The organism is Micromonospora sp. NPDC005163 (assembly GCF_053599835.1).
Window position 1 is genome coordinate 1 of record NZ_JBSFYP010000105.1, and the last position, 15,173, is coordinate 15,173.

Consider the following 15,173-nt stretch of genomic DNA (forward strand, 5'->3'; position numbering starts at 1 on the left):
CTCCGCCGGCACCCGCCGCCCCGCGTCCGGTGCCGACGCCGCCGCTGAACCCGCGACCCGTCCCGGCGCCGCCGCACGAGCCGCGTCCCGTGCCGGGGCCGCCCGCCGCGCCGCGCCGCAACGCGACCACCGGACCCGCCGCGACCGGCCGGCGGGGCAACGGCGGGTCCGCCGTCGCCGGCCGGCACCGTCGGGGCGCGTCCGGCCGGGCCGGTTGATCGCCGCGCCCCGGCCCAGCGCTTTCATCTGGTGGACGCCGCGCGGGTCCCCGCTACCGGCGACGTCGTCGCCGGTAGCGTCAGCGGACATGACGGTCGTACATCCGATCGCCCGGGCCTGGATCACCACCGGCGGCACCGGCGCGCAGAACTACGACGAGTTCGCCGACGACGCGGAGATCACCGCGATCATCGAGGCGAACCCGCATAGTGCCCTCGGCATCGAGATGCCGCACCGGGCGCCGGAGAGTAAGGGCAAGTCCTTCCTCGACGCGCTGCCGGACGCGGTGGCCCGACTCGCCGAGGCGAAGGCCGACGGCAGCTACACCCCCGCCGAGCAGGTGGTGGTGCTCTACCGGATCAGCGCGCCGGACGACGAGCCGGCGTACGGGCTGTTCGCGATGGTGGACACCGACCAGATCTCCACCCGGGCCGACGAGCCCGGCCTGGTCATCCGCAACGAGGACGTCTTCATCGCCAAGGTGCGTGAGCGGGTGGCGCTGGCCGAGTCGCTCGGTCACCTGCTCTCACCCGTACTCCTGCTCCAGACGGGGCGCGGTGACGAGCTGCACGCCGCGCTCGCGGCGGCGACCGAGGCGGCCGGCGCGCCCGCCGCGGCGGACACCGACCAGGCGGGGCGCACCCACGCCATCTGGCTGCTCGGCCCCGGCCCGGAGCAGGACGAGTTGACCGGCCTCGCGGGCGGCGGGGACCTGGTCGTCGCCGACGGCAACCACCGCAGCCTGGCCGCCCAGACCGGTGGGCTGCCGCGCTTCCTGGCCGTGGTGACCACGCCCGCCTCGGTGGCCATCCAGCCGTACAACCGGCTGGTCAGCGAGCTGACCACCACGCCGGACGAGCTGCTGGACCGGCTGCGCGCGGCGGGAGCCGAGATCGAGCCGATCGACGGCCCGGTCGAGGTCCCGGCGGCTGGCGGCACCGTCCACCTCCGGCTTCCCGGCCAGGGGTACGCGGTGCGCCTGCCCGGCACCGCCGGCGATCGCCTGGAGAACCTGGACCACGCCCTGGTCGAGCGGCTGCTGCTGCGCGACGTGCTGGGCCTGGACCCGGGCGACAAGCGGATCACCTACGTGGGTGGTGACTACCCGGCGAGCTGGCTCACCGGGGAGGTCGACGCCGGGCGGGCCGAGCTGGCGATCCTGATCGCGCCGGTGACCGTCGCGGACTTCGTCGCGGTGAACCTGGCCCGCGAGAAGATGCCGCGAAAGAGCACCTGGTTCACCCCGAAGGCGCGTGGCGGCCTGGTGGTCGCCGAACTGCCCCGCTGAGCGACCGGCCGCACGGCCGTGTGACGAACCCGGCTCGGGGACGCCGCCCCTGCGGCGTCTCTGCCGGCGGCCTGACAGACTTCCCGGTATGCGCGTCTACCTGGGATCCGACCACGCCGGTTTCGAGTTGAAGGTGCACCTCGCCAACCACCTGGCCAAGCAGGGGTACGACGTGGTCGACGTCGGCCCGCACAGCTACGACCCGGACGACGACTACCCGACGTTCTGCCTGCACACCGGCGACCGGGTGGTGGCCGACGAGACCGGCCTCGGGGTGGTCATCGGCGGGTCCGGCAACGGTGAGCAGATTGCCGCGAACAAGGTCGCCGGGGTCCGCGCCGCGCTGGCCTGGAACGTCGAGACCGCCCAGCTGGCCCGCCAGCACAACGACGCGAACGTGGTCGCGGTCGGCGCCCGCCAGCACACCCTGGACGAGGCCACCGCCATCGTCGAGGCGTTCCTGAACACCCCTTTCTCCGGCAACGAGCGGCACGCCCGCCGGATCGCCCAGGTGGCCGCGTACGAGGAGACCCGGGAGCTGCCCGACCTGCCCTGACCCTGGGCGGGCGGTCAGCGCGGCGGGCGGGGCAGCTCCTCGCGGGGCACCCAGTTGCGCCGGACGACCACCACCCGGGCCTCGGCCTCGGCGAGGTCGTCGTCGGTGGGTCGGGCGCCGTCCCGGGCCCGCAGCGCGGCGCTCAGCCCCACCTGCGATGAGCCGGAGCCGACCAGCCCGCGCAGGCCTCGCTCACCGTCGCGCTCGTCGTTGACCGGGCCCCGCCGGCGGGGCGGTGGATCGGTGCCGTCGTGCACAGCGGCGGTGCTGGCCGTCGGACCGTCGGTGCCCTGCCCGGCCGGCTCGGAGTCGGGGTGGTGGCGCAGCCGCCGTCGTCGTCGCTCCGGGTCGCCCATCAGCCGACCGTACCCCGTCCGGTGTGCGATTCGGCACGGTCGTCCCGGCCCGCGCCGGACGGGCTCGGCGACCGATTTGCCGGCTGGCTACCCTCGGATCCAGGCGGCGGTGGTGTCGCCGGTCAGGGGGAGGACGAGATGGCAGACCAGACGCAGCCGTGGGCGGAGCGGACCGTGGAGGTGCCACCGCAGGCCGGCGTCGGGGTGCCGCCGCAGCGGGACGGGTTCCGCCGGGGCGTGGCTCCGGTGGGTCAGCCGCGCAACCCGCGGACCGAGCCCTTCCCGACCGTCGAGCAGGCCCCGACCGGCTGGCCGGACGGCCCGGAACCGCGCCGGCCGCTGAGCTGGCGCCTGGCGCAGCTGCGACGCGGCGGCGAGTGGAGCACGGCGGCCGGGCTCTTCGCGTTCGTGTGCTGGGGGATCTGGGCGCTCTCCGGCCAGGGCGACCTGAGCGGCCCGCTGCTGGTGCTGGTGCTGAGCCTGCTGGTGGCGGTCGGTCTGTTCGCGCTGGCCCGGCTCGTCGGCAGGGTGGTGCTGGAGCGGCAGCTCGGGCGGGTCCGGCGCGGCGCGCGGGGCGCGCACCTGGCGACCGCGGTCTTCCTCGCCGGCCTCGGCGTGGCCTGGCTCCAGCAGACCGAGTGGGTCGTCTCGGCCTGGAACTGGATCTCCTCGAACTGATCCGGGTACGCCCGGGCGGGCCGGCCAACGCCGCCCGCCCGAGCGTACGGTCGCGGCACGCCGCGACACCGGTCGTCTCCCCACCAGGCAAGGCCGCTGCTTACCCGGCCGGCCCCGGTTCATCCGTGGCCGGCCGGTCCGACTGACGTGACGGCGAGACCTGCTCGACCATCCCGTCGTGGTCGTAGAACGGTCCGCGCGGGGCCGCGCCCGGGAGCCGGACGCGACCCCGCCGCAAGGTCAACCGGCGGGCTGGGCGGCCGCGTGGTCGCGGGCCACCCGGACCAGCTCGACGAGGCCGCCGGCGTACTCCTGTGCCTCGCCGTGTGCCTCGTCGAAGGGCGGCTGGAAGCCGACGCCCTCCCACTGGCCGGTGGTCGGGTTCCACCGGTCGTTGCCGACCTCGAAGTCCCAGGCGAAGATGCCCAGCTCGTAGTAGAGCTGGTCGGCGGAGTTGCCGGCGGCCGAGTAGAGAACGTCGGCGACCGGGCCGGTCTGCGACGGCCAGGTGACCGTCCCGCGCTCCTGCGCGATGGCGCCGACGATCCGCCGCGCGCTGTCCAGGAACATCTTCGACTCGTCGATCGACGGCCGGGGCAGGGTGACCCGCCCGTCCGCCCGGTACGCCCCCGGCGGCCACATGAAGTACCCGCCGTAGGAGTGCACGTTCATCGCGAACTTGATGTTCGGGTGGGCCTGGGCGAGCGCGATCACGTTGCTGCTCTCCGCCTCGGACAGCTCCGCGGTGCCCGCGTAGTTGCCCGAGAGGCAGTTGGCGCTGGCGCCCACGTAGCCGTCGAAGTAGGACCCGACGGTGTAGTTGCGGTTGACGTCGACGCCCCACGAGGTGCGGTACCGCGGGTCCCGGGTCGGCCCGGTGCAGTGGTTGACCAGGTTCTTGCGCTGGAAGTTGTAGTCGTTGAACGAGTAGTTCGCGCCGTCCGGGTTGACCGTCGGGATGACGAACACGTCGACCTGCTCCAGCAGCTCGCGGGTGGCCGGATCGGTGCGGGCGTTGGCCAGCATCCGCTCGGCGAACTCCAGCGTCACCAGCGGCGTGGTCCACTCCCGGGCGTGTTCCTGGGAGTACGCCAGCACCCCGACCCGGGAGCCGTCCCGGTGCACGCCGAGGCGCAGCGCCTGGACCGTCCAGGGCTTCGCCGGCACCTCGGTGCCCTGGAGCCCGTCGTCGAGCCGGGCCGGGCCGGCGACCGGCATCGGCAGCCCGGCCGAGCCGTCCTCGACGGTGGCCCGGAACCGGTTCGGTTGGCGGGCGTTGATCGCCGCCGCGACCTCGTCGGTGGTGCTCACCGTCTTGCCGGCGGTGTCGGTGGCGAGCGTGACCGTGAGGACTCGGTCGCGGTAGCTGACGGTCAGCGGTCGGTTCCGCCGGCCCGGGTCGACCGTCCGCACCTGCACACCGTTCATGCCCTGGTCACCGAAGCGGACCGACTCGACCACCACGGCGGACACCGCCGGGTCGCCCAGGTACGCGACGGCGTTGCGCCGGTACCCCTGGGTCCGGTTCGGCAGGTTGATCACGTCGACCAGGCCCCGGTACTGGCGGGCCAGCCGCTTGATCCGCGCCTGGATGTCCACCGGCGTCAGGTACGCGTCGATGAAGTCCTTCTGGTAGCCGGCCGGCAGCGGCGGCGGGGTCGCGTTCGGCCAGAGGGCCGGTGTGACGGCGCGGCTGACCCCGCCGAGGCTGGAGGTGGCGGTCAACTGGACCGGCCGGTTCGGCACCGGCTGGGGGAGCGCGTAGTGGTACTGGTACTCGCCGGAGTCCTCGAAGCGGGACAACGGGAACGACCCGGTGGCGCCGTCCGCCGTACGCCAGCTGACGGTGATCTCAACGTCCGGGTCGTCGGTGGCGGTCGTGGCGACCCGCGCCTGCAGGAACGTCTGCCCGCTCGTGGTCCACCAGTACGCCTGCTGCACCTGGAGGGTGTCCACGGCCGCGGCGGCGGCCGTGGTCCGCTGGCCGGCGGCCGGAGCGCGCAGCCCGGCGGCGGTGCGGGCCTGAGCCGCGCGGACGCTCTCGGCGTGGTGCCGGCTGCCGTCCCCGGCGCGCTGCACGATCTGCACGGCGGTCGCGCCCTGCGCGGTCAGGTCGGCGAGCTGGGCGCCGGTCAGCACCAGGTCGGCGAGGATCCGCCCGTCCCGGGCCCGGGGTCGGTTGGCCAGGTCGGCGCCGGTGGCGACCAGGCGGTCGAGCTGGGCCTGGTCGCGTAGCTGCACCCGGACCAGGGCGGTCTCGGTGGCGGTCAGGGTGATCGGTGTGGCCGGGGCGGCGGGTGCCGCGGTGCCCGGGCCGGGATGGGACAGCACCGCGCTGACCAGGATCGCTGTGGTGGCGGCAGCTGTCCACCGTCGTCGGACGATCATGTGCCCTCCTGACGGACGTCAATGGGTCTGGTCCTTACACCAGTCCATAGATCGACACATGTCAAGGCGCGAGGCCGGTAGCGCCGCGACCGCGACCTGGACGACCGGAACCTGGAGGCGACGGCGCGAGTTCTCCGTTCCGAGATGCAACCCGCTGGACCGGACCCGGCGTGACTATCTCGAATCGGGGATCGGAGGCTTGGATGAGCTATCGCGACAAGGCGTTCGCCGACTACTTCGCGGCGAGGTCGGACGCGATGCGCGGCACCGCGTACCTGCTGTGCGGCGACTGGCACCGGGCGGAGGACCTGGTCCAGACCGCGTTCGTGAAGCTCTACCTGGTCTGGCACCGGGTCGCCCGGCACGAGGTGCTCGACAGCTACGTGCGGCAGATCCTGATCCGGACGTTCCTCGACGAGCGGCGCCGCGGCTGGTGGCGGCGTGAACGGGTGGGCGGCGACAACGCCGAGCAGGCGGTGCCGCCCGACTCGCCGGAGAACCGTCTGGTGCTGCTGCGGGCGCTGGCCTCCGTGGCGCCACGCCAGCGGGCCGTGCTGGTTCTCCGCTACTGGGAGGACCTGTCGGTCGAGGACGTCGCGGCGCTGCTGCAGTGCTCTCCGGGGACGGTGAAGAGCCAGGCGGCGCGCGGGCTGGACACGCTGCGCGGCCTCCTGGCACCCACACACAGCGGGATCGAGATGGGGGAGCGATGAACGGAGAAGACCTGCGCGACGCGCTGCGCAGCGAGATGGCGGATGCCACCCCGCCACCACCATTGAGTACGGCGGCGGCACTCGGAGCCGGTCGCCGGGCCTTCCGTCGCCGCCGTGCCGTCCAGGTGTGTGCCGGATCGGCGGCCGTGGTGCTGGCAGCCGCCGGCTTCGCGGCCGTGGCCACACCGGGCGGCGAGGTCTACCAGCCGGCAGGCGGCGTGCCTGCCGTACCGGCCCCGTCGGCGACGGACACCAAGGAGGCGTGGCCGACCGGGCCGGACGGTCGCCCACAGGAGGATCGGACCGCGCGGGCGGGGTCGAAGTACGACGAGGGTGTACGGCTGCTCGCCGAGGTCGTCTCGGTCGTGCCCGCCGGTTACACCGCACCCGAGGACCCGGCGAACCAGCCCGTCGAGCAGAGGACACTGCGAACTCAGCAAGCACAGTTCGAGGACAAGGTGAACGGCGTCGACCTGTGGAGCTACATGGCCTCGGTCGCCGTCGCCAAGGGCAACGGGACCGGGCGCGTCATCGTCGAGGTGCACGACGCTGGCAACCAGCTACCGACCGAACCGTGTGCGCTGGCCCGCCGGTTCTGGGGCATGCAGGGCGAATGCCAGGTCGAGACCGTCGGAGCGGCGCAGGTGGGCGTCGTCACCCGACCAACCGGCGACGACCGGCTCGACCAGTGGTCGGCATACCGGCATCCGGACGGCGTGGTGGTCTACGTGGCGCAGGGCGCGCAGCTGGACGAGAGCCAGCCGGAGTTGAAGGCGCTTCCGTTCTCCGTACCGCAGTTGGCGGCCCTCGCGGTCGATGAGCGGTTCCACCTGAAGTGAGGAGCTGATCCGGCTTCACCGGGCGGGGGCCCAGGTGCCGCGATCGTGCGGGCCACCTGGGGCTTCGTCTTGTGGAGCGGGCGACGGGAATCGAACCCGCACCGTCAGTTTGGAAGACTGAAGCTCTACCATTGAGCTACGCCCGCGCTCAGCCCCGCCGAAACGGGGCGCGCGGACAGCGTACCCAATGGTCGTGCCGGACGCGCAGCCGCGCCACCGCCTTGCGGCTTCGCGAAGTCCCGCCGTCGCGTCTCACCCCTTGCCGTGCGGGAGGGCCGGGGATCGAGGGAGTAGGAGCGCCCGCCGCTGACGCGGGCGCGATAGGGGTTTTCCGGGAATGTGTCCGGGTGGGAGGTGGCCCCGGCAGGTCTGCGGTGCGCCGACGGCATAGACTGCACGTCGCCACGGGGTGTGGCGCAGCTTGGTAGCGCACTCGCTTTGGGAGCGAGGGGCCGTGGGTTCAAATCCCGCCACCCCGACTGTCGTCCGCGGCCGGGCCGCCGCGGGTGCCGCCGAGTTTTCCGCGCGGTCCCCGGGCGATGCCGGAGCGTCAGGCCGGCTCACCTACACTCGATGGGCTGAATCACGCCCAGACTCAACTGAGATCCGTCAAGGAGTACGCCTGTGAAGAGCACCGTCGAGACTCTGAGCCCGACGCGCGTGCGGCTCGCCATCGAGGTGCCGTTCGTCGAGCTCGAGCCGAGCCTCAAGAAGGCGTACCGGGAGATCGGTTCGCAGGTCCAGGTTCCCGGCTTCCGCCGGGGCAAGGTGCCGACCGCGGTGATCGACCAGCGGGTGGGCCGGGGCACCGTCCTCAACGAGGCGGTCCAGGACGCGATCCCGGACAACATCCTCGCCGCGGTACGCGAGCACGACCTGAAGACGCTGGGGCGCCCCGAGGTCGAGATCACCGAGTTCAACGACGGTGACTCGCTGAACTTCACCGCCGAGGTGGACGTCCGCCCCGAGATCGCCCTGCCCGACGCGTCGACCATCGAGGTGACGGTCGACGAGCTGCAGATCGACGAGAGCGAGATCGACGAGCAGGTGAAGAACCTGCGGGAGCGGTTCGCCACCCTCAAGACCGTCGAGCGGGCCGCCGCCGAGGGCGACTACGTCCAGATCGACCTGAACGCGACCGTCGACGGCGAGGACGTGCCGGGCGGCCAGGCGAGCAACATCTCCCACGAGGTGGGCAGCAAGCAGCTCCTGCCGGGCCTCGACGAGGCCGTGGTCGGTCTCGCCGCCGGCGAGAACACCACCTTCACCACCCAGCTGGTCGGCGGCGACTTCGCGGGCCGGGACGCCGAGGTGGCGGTGACCGTGCGCACGGTCAAGGAGAAGGAGCTGCCGGAGCTGAACGACGAGTTCGCCCAGATGGCGAGCGAGTTCGACACGATCGAGGAGCTCCGCGGCGACCTGCGTGGGCGGGTCACCCAGGGCAAGCAGGTCGAGCAGATCTACGCGGCTCGGGACAAGGCCCTGGCGCAGCTGGTCGAGGCCGCCGAGGTGCCGGCGCCGGAGGGTGTCGTCCGCGAGGAGGTGGCCAGCCGCAAGCAGGCGATGGCCGACCAGCTGGAGCGGATCGGCGCCTCCATGGAGGAGTACCTCGCCGCCGAGGAGAAGACCGAGGAGCAGATCGACGCCGAGCTGACCGAGGCGGCGACCGAGGGCGTGAAGGTGCAGCTGCTGCTGGACACCCTGGCCGACGCCGAGGACGTGCAGGTCTCCGACGACGAGTTCGGCCACGAGATCGTGCACCGGGCCCAGCGGGCCGGGATGGCCCCGCAGCAGTACTACGACCAGCTGGTGCGCTCGGGCGCGGCCGGCGCGGTCTTCGGTGACGTGCGGCGGGGCAAGGCGCTCGCGGCCGTCATGGAGCGGATCACGATCAAGGACTCGGCCGGCAACGAGATCACCCTCGACGCGCTGCGCGCCGCCAACGAGGCGGAGCACAACCACGAACACTGATCGTCGGGTGCGGCCGCCGTCCCCCGCTGCGCGATGGACGGCGGCCGAATCCTTTCCGGGGTACGCCCGGAAGCCCGCGCCGCGGGTACGCCCGACGCAGCTGCGCTGAGAGCGAACAGTGCCCCGACCGGGACTCTGCCGCCCCGCACAGCGGTTAGTGTCGGGAAAGACGGTACGGAGAGCGAAGGGCTGCCATGACCGACATGCACATCCCCAAGAAGTCGCTCCGGGCGATTGACGCGCGCGGTGGCGACTCCATTGGCAACCTCGACGACTCGGTCTACAACCGGTTGCTCAAGGAACGCATCATCTTCCTGGGCAGTGAGGTGACCGACCAGGTCGCCAACCGCATCTGCGCGCAGCTGCTGCTGCTCGCCGCGGAGGACCCGGACCGCGACATCAACCTGTGGATCAACTCGCCGGGTGGCTCGGTCTACTCCGGCATGGCGATCTACGACACCATGCAGTTCATCGACAACGACGTGTCGACCGTGGCGATGGGCATGGCTGCCTCGATGGGCCAGCTGCTGCTCTGCGCGGGCACCAAGGGCAAGCGGTACGCCCTGCCCCACGCCCGGATCATGATGCACCAGCCGTCCGGTGGTCTGGGCGGTACGGCGTCCGACATCGCCATCCAGGCGGAGCAGATGCTCTACACGAAGCGGATGTTCCAGGAGCGGGTCGCGCACCACACCGGCCAGAGCCAGTCGCAGATCGAGGCGGACTCGGACCGGGACCGTTGGTTCACCGCCCAGGAGGCCATGGACTACGGCTTCATCGACAAGGTGATCATCGGGGCCGCTCAGGTTCCGGATGGCGCCGGGACCCTGAGCTGAGGAGCTGACGATGACCGATCTGAGCTTGCCGCCCCAGTTCGCGGCCGTGCACAACCGTTACGTGCTTCCGTCGTTCGTCGAGCGCACGTCGTACGGGGTCAAGGAGTCGAACCCGTACAACAAGCTCTTCGAGGACCGGATCATCTTCCTCGGCGTCCAGGTGGACGACGCGTCGGCCAACGACGTGATGGCCCAGCTGCTGACGCTCGAGGGCACCGACCCGGACCGCGACATCATCATGTACATCAACTCGCCGGGTGGCTCGTTCACCGCGATGACGGCGATCTACGACACCATGCAGTACGTCCGTCCGGACATCTCCACCGTCTGCCTGGGTCAGGCGGCCAGCGCGGCGGCGGTGCTGCTGTCGGCCGGCACCCCGGGCAAGCGGATGGCGCTTCCGAACTCGCGGATCATCATCCACCAGCCGGCCACCGAGGGCGGCTACGGGCAGGGTTCGGACATCGAGATCCAGGCCCGGGAGATCCTGCGGATGCGGACCCAGCTGGAGGACATGCTCTCCCGCCACTGCAACCGCCCGATCGAGCAGGTCCGCAAGGACATCGACCGGGACAAGATCATGACGGCCGAGGAGTCCAAGGAGTACGGGCTGGTCGACACGATCCTGACCAGCCGCAAGAAGGGTCTGCTGGCGGCCAACGCCGCCAGCTGAGCAGTACCGGGTCAGAGGTTGGCCGGGGCGTCGTTCCCGGCCGACCTCTGACACACCCGTTTTGGGGGTCGGAGAATGCCCCGCCAGCGGGTAACGTCGGGTCCGTACCGCTTCGCCGGTTGGGCCGGCGGGGTGAACGGAGCCGGACGGCGCGCAGCGTCCGCAGGGTCAGGGCCGGGTCTCCGGCCGATGAGTGCAGGGAGAACGTAGGTGGCACGGATCGGTGACGGCGGCGACCTACTGAAATGCTCCTTCTGCGGCAAGTCGCAGAAGCAGGTGAAGAAGCTCATCGCGGGCCCCGGGGTCTACATCTGCGACGAGTGCATCGATCTCTGCAACGAGATCATCGAAGAAGAGCTGGCCGAGTCCGGCGAGGTGAAGTGGGAAGAGCTTCCCAAGCCGATGGAGATCTGCCAGTTCCTCGACAACTACGTGGTCGGGCAGGATCAGGCCAAGAAGGCGCTCGCCGTCGCGGTCTACAACCACTACAAGCGGATCCAGGCCGAGGCGGCCGGCGCGCCGGGCTCCGGCAGCGACGCCGTCGAGCTGGCCAAGTCCAACATCCTGCTGCTCGGCCCGACCGGGTGCGGCAAGACCCACCTGGCGCAGACGCTGGCCCGGATGTTGAACGTCCCGTTCGCGATCGCCGACGCCACCGCGCTGACCGAGGCGGGTTACGTCGGCGAAGACGTGGAGAACATCCTCCTCAAGCTGATCCAGGCCGCCGACTACGACATCAAGCGCGCCGAGACCGGCATCATCTACATCGACGAGGTCGACAAGATCGCCCGCAAGTCGGAGAATCCGTCGATCACCCGGGACGTCTCCGGCGAGGGTGTGCAGCAGGCCCTGCTCAAGATGCTGGAAGGCACGGTGGCCAACGTGCCGCCGCAGGGCGGGCGCAAGCACCCGCACCAGGAGTTCATCCAGATCGACACCACCAACGTGCTGTTCATCTGCGGTGGCGCGTTCGCCGGTCTGGATCAGATCATCGAGTCCCGCACCGGGCAGGGTGGCACCGGCTTCGGTGCCCGGCTCCGGTCGGTGTCCGACCGGTCGACCGATGACATCTTCAGCCAGGTCATGCCGGAGGACATGCTCAAGTTCGGGCTGATCCCCGAGTTCGTGGGCCGACTGCCGGTGATCACCAACGTGCGCAGCCTGGACCGCAGCGCCCTGGTGCGGATCCTCACCGAGCCGCGCAACGCCCTGGTCCGGCAATACCAGCGCCTCTTCGAGCTGGACGGGGTCGAGCTGGAGTTCGACGAGCCGGCGCTCGAGGCGATCGCCGACCAGGCCATGCTGCGGGGCACCGGCGCCCGCGGCCTGCGGGCCATCATCGAGGAGGTTCTGCTCTCCGCGATGTACGAGGTGCCGAGCAACCCCGACGCCGCCCGAGTGCTGATCACCCGCGAGGTGGTCCTGGAGAACGTCAACCCGACCATCGTGCCCCGCGAGTTCACCGGCCGTCAGGCCCGGCGGGACCGCGAGGAGAAGTCGGCCTGATCGTCCTCGCGTCGCGCCGGCCGCTCAGTCCTGACGCGGCCGGCGTGAGCGGGTCCGTCGATCCCACTCGCCCGACGGGGTGACGGTCACCATCATCAGTCGGGCCGGTTCGTCGGTGTCGTTGCGATAGCCGTGTTCCCGGTCGGCGTGGAACTCGATCGTCTCGCCGGCCCGGACGGGGTGGTCCTGCCCGTCGACCCGGACGACGACCGCGCCGGTCAGCACGTGGAGGACCTCCCGGGTGCCGCGCGGGTGGTCGGGGGAGCGGTGTGCCTCGCCGGGTTCCAGCCGCCAGTCCCAGAGCTCGACCAGGTCCGGTTCGCCCAGCCCGCTGAGCAGGTGGGCCGTGCCGCCTCGTTCGCCCTGCCAGAGCACGGGCGCGTCGGCGACCGGGGTGATCTTCACGGTCCGTTCCTCGTCGGGCTCCAGCAGGCGGGCGATGTTGACCCCGAACGCGTCGGCGACCCGGCAGAGCGTGCCGACGCTCGGGTTGGTGCGCGCGCTCTCGATCTGCACGAGCATCCCCTTGCTCACCCCCGACCGTCCGGCCAACTCCTCGAAGGACCAGCCGCGCGTGGCACGTAGCTCGCGTACCTGTCGGGCCACCGCGGCGGTCACCGCGCCTACACGGCCCGCTCCGATCTCGGTCATTGAACTATCCTATGCGGTCATTATTGTGATACGACTGTCGCATGCTCCCCATTGTCCTGGCAGCGGTGTCCGCGGTCGCGTTCGGCACGGCCGACTTCTCCGGCGGGAAGGCGTCCCGCCGGGCCGACCCGATCGCCGTCACGGTGGTCTCCCAGCTGCTCAGCGTCCCGCTGCTGGTCGTCCTGGTGCTGGTCGTGCCCGGGACCCCCACCGTGGGCGACATCGCCTGGGGGCTGATCGCCGGGGTGGCCGGCGCGGCCGGGGTCATGCTGCTCTACCGGGCTCTCGCCGGCGGGATGATGGCCGTCGTGGCGCCGGTCACCGCGATCACCGCCGCGATAGTGCCGATCGTCGCCGGCCTGTTCACCTCGACGTTCCCCGGCGCCCCCGCGCTCATCGGCGCCGGCCTCGCCGTGCTGGCGATCGCACTGGTCAGCCTGGGCGAGGGCGGCAGCCGCCGGGCCGTCCCAGCGCGGCTGGTAAGGCTGGCGCTGGGCGCCGGGGCGCTCTTCGGCGTCTTCTTCACGCTGCTCGGCCAGGCCGGCGAGGGGGCCGGCATGTGGCCGGTGGCGGCCGTACGGGCCAGCTCGATCGCGTTCGGCCTCGCCCTGGCCGCCGGCACCGGCGTGCGGCTCCGGCTCGGGCGGCGCGTACTGGTGTGGGCCGCGGTCGCCGGCCTGCTCGACAGTGCCGCGAACGCGCTCTTCCTCGCCGCCGCCGCCCGCGGTCACCTGAGCATCGTCGCGGCGATCGCCGCGCTCTACCCGGCCAGCACGGTGCTGCTCGCGCTCGCCGTCGACCGGGAGAAGTTGCGACCGGTCCAGGTCGCCGGGCTCGGCTTCGCCGCCGGGGCTCTGGTGCTGGCCAGCATCTGAGGCTGCCGATGCAGCCCGTTCGGCCGTACCCTTGGCCCATGCGCGTCGCCGTCTGCCAGCTGAACGCCCGGGATGACCGCAAAGCCAACCTGGCAGCCGCGGAGGTCCTGCTGGAACGTGCCGCCGCCGGCGGCGCGGACCTCGCGGTCCTGCCGGAGTACGTCGACTACCTGGGCCCCGCCGCCGGGTTGCCCGAGCCGGAGCCGGTGGACGGCGAGGTGGGCAGCTTCTTCGCCGGCATCGCCCGGCGACTCGGCATCTGGGTGGTGGCCGGCTCGTTCCACGAGGCCGGCCCCGACCCGGAGCACACCTGGAACACGTCGCTGGTCTTCGACCGGTCCGGCAGCCTGGCCGCGAGCTACCGCAAGATCCACCTGTACGACGTGGAGATACCCGGCCGGGTCTCCTACCTGGAGTCGGCGAGCGTCGCCGCTGGCGACCGGCCGGTGGTGGTCGACGTCGAGGGGCTCCGGGTGGGCCTGTCCATCTGTTACGACCTGCGCTTCCCGGAGCTGTATCGGCGCCTGGCCACCGAGGGTGGCGCCCACCTGCTGGTGGTCCCGGCGGCGTTCATGCTGCACACCGGACGGGACCACTGGGAGGTCCTGCTGCGGGCGCGGGCGATCGAGAACCAGTGCTTCGTCGCGGCCGCCGGCCAGACCGGCGACCACGAGCCCGGCCGCACCTGTTTCGGGCGCAGCATGGTGGTCGACCCGTGGGGGACGATCCTCACCCAGTTGCCGGACGGCCCGGGGGTGTCCGTCGTCGACCTCGACCTCGACCGGCTCGTCCAGATCCGGGCCGAACTGCCGAGCCTGGCCAACCGCCGGCTCTGAGCCCTCAGCCCTCCAGCAGCACGCCGAGCACCGTGAAGCCCGCGATGACCGCGGCGGTCACCAGCAGAGCGGTGGTCATCCGGGATCGGCCCCTCCGGGCCAGTCGCCCCACCGAGAGCACCAGGACGACCAGGACGACCGCGCCGATCACCAACTGCCAGAACGGCAGGAGGAGGCCGAGCAGCGCCTCCTCGGCGTGCACCGTGACGCCGAGCCCGGACTCATCCATGCCTGACACTCTGGCACGCCGATGCGCTCCGCGTCGCGGGCTACGCGGGGACCGCCGCCGGCCCCCTTCGACCAACCAGTGATGAACCCTGATTTGCCTTCTCCGGGCCGTCCGCGTAACTTTCTCTCTGCACGGGGGAGGCCGGACAAACCGGCCGAGAGCGGGCGCCAGGCTCGTGGCGGGAACGCCGAGCGAGACTGAGAAATCGGGCGGTGCGGATCACTCCGGAAACGGGGTTGCAGACGCGAAGCCGACCGGGTAGAGTGCTGAAGCCGGCAGGAGCCGGGCCGAGAGCCGCGAAGCGGTGATCGGCCGGTCTGCGGCTTCCCACGACAGTAACGACCGCCGGGTACGGCGTGCGTCGTCGTGGATCAGGACCAAAAAGTTGATCACCTCGGACACGAGGTTGACAACGAAAGTTCGACCAAGTAAGTTTGAGCGGTTGCCCCGAGATGGGGTCCCAGCGAGTGGGGCTTTTGATCGGTGTGTGGTTGTTCTTTGAGAACTCAACAGGGTGCTTGATAAGCCAGTGCCAATTATGATTTATACCCCGGACTGG

At 71.5% G+C, this 15,173-nt stretch carries 15 protein-coding genes, 2 tRNA genes and 1 pseudogene; 13 read left to right on the forward strand and 5 right to left on the reverse strand.

The features are described from left to right. The 3 genes and pseudogenes from ACWD6N_RS35530 to ACWD6N_RS35540 all read left to right on the forward strand — a co-directional run. Positions 1 to 218 (forward strand): annotated as a pseudogene (locus ACWD6N_RS35530) (hypothetical protein); the annotation flags it as partial. Positions 219 to 307: 89 nt separating this feature from the next. Continuing rightward, on the forward strand, positions 308 to 1,507 hold the full coding sequence (locus tag ACWD6N_RS35535; RefSeq protein WP_354963988.1) for a DUF1015 family protein: 1,200 nt from the start codon (positions 308 to 310) through the stop codon (positions 1,505 to 1,507). Between the two features lie 88 nt (positions 1,508 to 1,595). Continuing rightward, complete coding sequence (locus tag ACWD6N_RS35540) at positions 1,596 to 2,063, forward strand: ribose-5-phosphate isomerase (RefSeq protein ID WP_354963989.1); 468 nt, start codon at positions 1,596 to 1,598, stop codon at positions 2,061 to 2,063. Positions 2,064 to 2,077: 14 nt separating this feature from the next. Here the strand turns inward: ACWD6N_RS35540 and ACWD6N_RS35545 are convergent, their stop codons facing one another. After that, positions 2,078 to 2,419 carry a hypothetical protein gene (locus ACWD6N_RS35545; protein WP_354963990.1) on the reverse strand — a complete coding sequence of 114 codons (342 nt, stop codon included), beginning with the start codon at positions 2,417 to 2,419 and terminating at the stop codon, positions 2,078 to 2,080. A gap of 138 nt (positions 2,420 to 2,557) precedes the next feature. Here ACWD6N_RS35545 and ACWD6N_RS35550 point away from each other — a divergent pair, with 138 nt between their 5' ends. Continuing rightward, a complete protein-coding gene (locus ACWD6N_RS35550; RefSeq protein ID WP_354963991.1) occupies positions 2,558 to 3,097 on the forward strand; it encodes a hypothetical protein in 540 nt (179 codons plus the stop codon). A 240-nt stretch (positions 3,098 to 3,337) separates the two neighbouring features. On the opposite strand, the gene ACWD6N_RS35555 is transcribed toward ACWD6N_RS35550, so the two are convergent. After that, entirely contained in the window at positions 3,338 to 5,485 is a 2,148-nt protein-coding gene (locus ACWD6N_RS35555) for a M14 family zinc carboxypeptidase (RefSeq protein WP_354963992.1), read from the reverse strand. Positions 5,486 to 5,688: 203 nt separating this feature from the next. Between ACWD6N_RS35555 and ACWD6N_RS35560 the strand changes: the two genes are divergently transcribed. Both ACWD6N_RS35560 and ACWD6N_RS35565 read left to right on the forward strand, forming a co-directional pair. After that, on the forward strand, positions 5,689 to 6,198 hold the full coding sequence (locus ACWD6N_RS35560; RefSeq protein ID WP_354963993.1) for a SigE family RNA polymerase sigma factor: 510 nt from the start codon (positions 5,689 to 5,691) through the stop codon (positions 6,196 to 6,198). Further along, entirely contained in the window at positions 6,195 to 7,037 is an 843-nt protein-coding gene (locus ACWD6N_RS35565) for a hypothetical protein (RefSeq protein WP_354963994.1), read from the forward strand. The genes ACWD6N_RS35560 and ACWD6N_RS35565 overlap by 4 nt, the downstream gene beginning before the upstream one ends. A 72-nt stretch (positions 7,038 to 7,109) precedes the next feature. Here the strand turns inward: ACWD6N_RS35565 and ACWD6N_RS35570 are convergent. Next, positions 7,110 to 7,183, reverse strand: a tRNA-Gly gene (locus ACWD6N_RS35570). Positions 7,184 to 7,442: 259 nt separating this feature from the next. Between ACWD6N_RS35570 and ACWD6N_RS35575 the strand changes: the two genes are divergently transcribed. The 5 genes from ACWD6N_RS35575 (at position 7,443) to clpX (ending at position 12,023) form a co-directional block, all read left to right on the forward strand. Continuing rightward, positions 7,443 to 7,516 (forward strand) — tRNA-Pro (locus tag ACWD6N_RS35575). Positions 7,517 to 7,661: 145 nt separating this feature from the next. After that, positions 7,662 to 9,008, forward strand: a complete 1,347-nt coding sequence (gene tig / locus ACWD6N_RS35580) for a trigger factor (RefSeq protein WP_387326199.1) — start codon at positions 7,662 to 7,664, stop codon at positions 9,006 to 9,008. A 194-nt stretch (positions 9,009 to 9,202) separates the two neighbouring features. After that, positions 9,203 to 9,844 carry an ATP-dependent Clp protease proteolytic subunit gene (locus tag ACWD6N_RS35585; RefSeq protein WP_007464111.1) on the forward strand — a complete coding sequence of 214 codons (642 nt, stop codon included), beginning with the start codon at positions 9,203 to 9,205 and terminating at the stop codon, positions 9,842 to 9,844. Positions 9,845 to 9,854: 10 nt separating this feature from the next. Beyond that, entirely contained in the window at positions 9,855 to 10,517 is a 663-nt protein-coding gene (locus ACWD6N_RS35590; RefSeq protein WP_121652300.1) for an ATP-dependent Clp protease proteolytic subunit, read from the forward strand. A gap of 210 nt (positions 10,518 to 10,727) precedes the next feature. Continuing rightward, positions 10,728 to 12,023, forward strand: coding sequence for an ATP-dependent Clp protease ATP-binding subunit ClpX (clpX, locus tag ACWD6N_RS35595; RefSeq protein WP_354963996.1), 1,296 nt, complete (start codon positions 10,728 to 10,730; stop codon positions 12,021 to 12,023). Between the two features lie 24 nt (positions 12,024 to 12,047). Here clpX and ACWD6N_RS35600 read toward each other — a convergent pair whose 3' ends face one another. Beyond that, the gene (locus ACWD6N_RS35600) at positions 12,048 to 12,674 is read right to left on the reverse strand and encodes a helix-turn-helix domain-containing protein (protein WP_354963997.1); all 627 of its coding nucleotides are present in this window, start codon (positions 12,672 to 12,674) and stop codon (positions 12,048 to 12,050) included. Between the two features lie 41 nt (positions 12,675 to 12,715). On the opposite strand from ACWD6N_RS35600, the gene ACWD6N_RS35605 reads away from it, so the two are divergent. Next, positions 12,716 to 13,549, forward strand: a complete 834-nt coding sequence (locus ACWD6N_RS35605; protein ID WP_354963998.1) for a DMT family transporter — start codon at positions 12,716 to 12,718, stop codon at positions 13,547 to 13,549. 38 nt (positions 13,550 to 13,587) lie between these two features. Continuing rightward, positions 13,588 to 14,385 (forward strand): carbon-nitrogen hydrolase family protein, encoded by a 798-nt coding sequence (locus ACWD6N_RS35610; protein ID WP_354963999.1) that lies wholly within the window; start codon positions 13,588 to 13,590, stop codon positions 14,383 to 14,385. A gap of 4 nt (positions 14,386 to 14,389) precedes the next feature. On the opposite strand, the gene ACWD6N_RS35615 is transcribed toward ACWD6N_RS35610, so the two are convergent. Then, entirely contained in the window at positions 14,390 to 14,614 is a 225-nt protein-coding gene (locus ACWD6N_RS35615) for a hypothetical protein (RefSeq protein WP_354964000.1), read from the reverse strand. Between the last annotated feature and the right edge of the window lie 559 nt (positions 14,615 to 15,173).

Bases quoted from the DNA above. Each gene is read 5' to 3' on its own strand.
- ACWD6N_RS35535 (WP_354963988.1), top strand. From the start codon at position 308: ATGACGGTCGTACATCCGATCGCCCGGGCCTGGATCACCACCGGCGGC.
- ACWD6N_RS35540 (WP_354963989.1), top strand. From the start codon at position 1,596: ATGCGCGTCTACCTGGGATCCGACCACGCCGGTTTCGAGTTGAAGGTG.
- ACWD6N_RS35545 (WP_354963990.1), bottom strand. From the start codon at position 2,419: ATGGGCGACCCGGAGCGACGACGACGGCGGCTGCGCCACCACCCCGAC.
- ACWD6N_RS35550 (WP_354963991.1), top strand. From the start codon at position 2,558: ATGGCAGACCAGACGCAGCCGTGGGCGGAGCGGACCGTGGAGGTGCCA.
- ACWD6N_RS35555 (WP_354963992.1), bottom strand. From the start codon at position 5,485: ATGATCGTCCGACGACGGTGGACAGCTGCCGCCACCACAGCGATCCTG.
- ACWD6N_RS35560 (WP_354963993.1), top strand. From the start codon at position 5,689: ATGAGCTATCGCGACAAGGCGTTCGCCGACTACTTCGCGGCGAGGTCG.
- ACWD6N_RS35565 (WP_354963994.1), top strand. From the start codon at position 6,195: ATGAACGGAGAAGACCTGCGCGACGCGCTGCGCAGCGAGATGGCGGAT.
- ACWD6N_RS35585 (WP_007464111.1), top strand. From the start codon at position 9,203: ATGACCGACATGCACATCCCCAAGAAGTCGCTCCGGGCGATTGACGCG.
- ACWD6N_RS35590 (WP_121652300.1), top strand. From the start codon at position 9,855: ATGACCGATCTGAGCTTGCCGCCCCAGTTCGCGGCCGTGCACAACCGT.
- ACWD6N_RS35600 (WP_354963997.1), bottom strand. From the start codon at position 12,674: ATGACCGAGATCGGAGCGGGCCGTGTAGGCGCGGTGACCGCCGCGGTG.
- ACWD6N_RS35605 (WP_354963998.1), top strand. From the start codon at position 12,716: ATGCTCCCCATTGTCCTGGCAGCGGTGTCCGCGGTCGCGTTCGGCACG.
- ACWD6N_RS35610 (WP_354963999.1), top strand. From the start codon at position 13,588: ATGCGCGTCGCCGTCTGCCAGCTGAACGCCCGGGATGACCGCAAAGCC.
- ACWD6N_RS35615 (WP_354964000.1), bottom strand. From the start codon at position 14,614: ATGGATGAGTCCGGGCTCGGCGTCACGGTGCACGCCGAGGAGGCGCTG.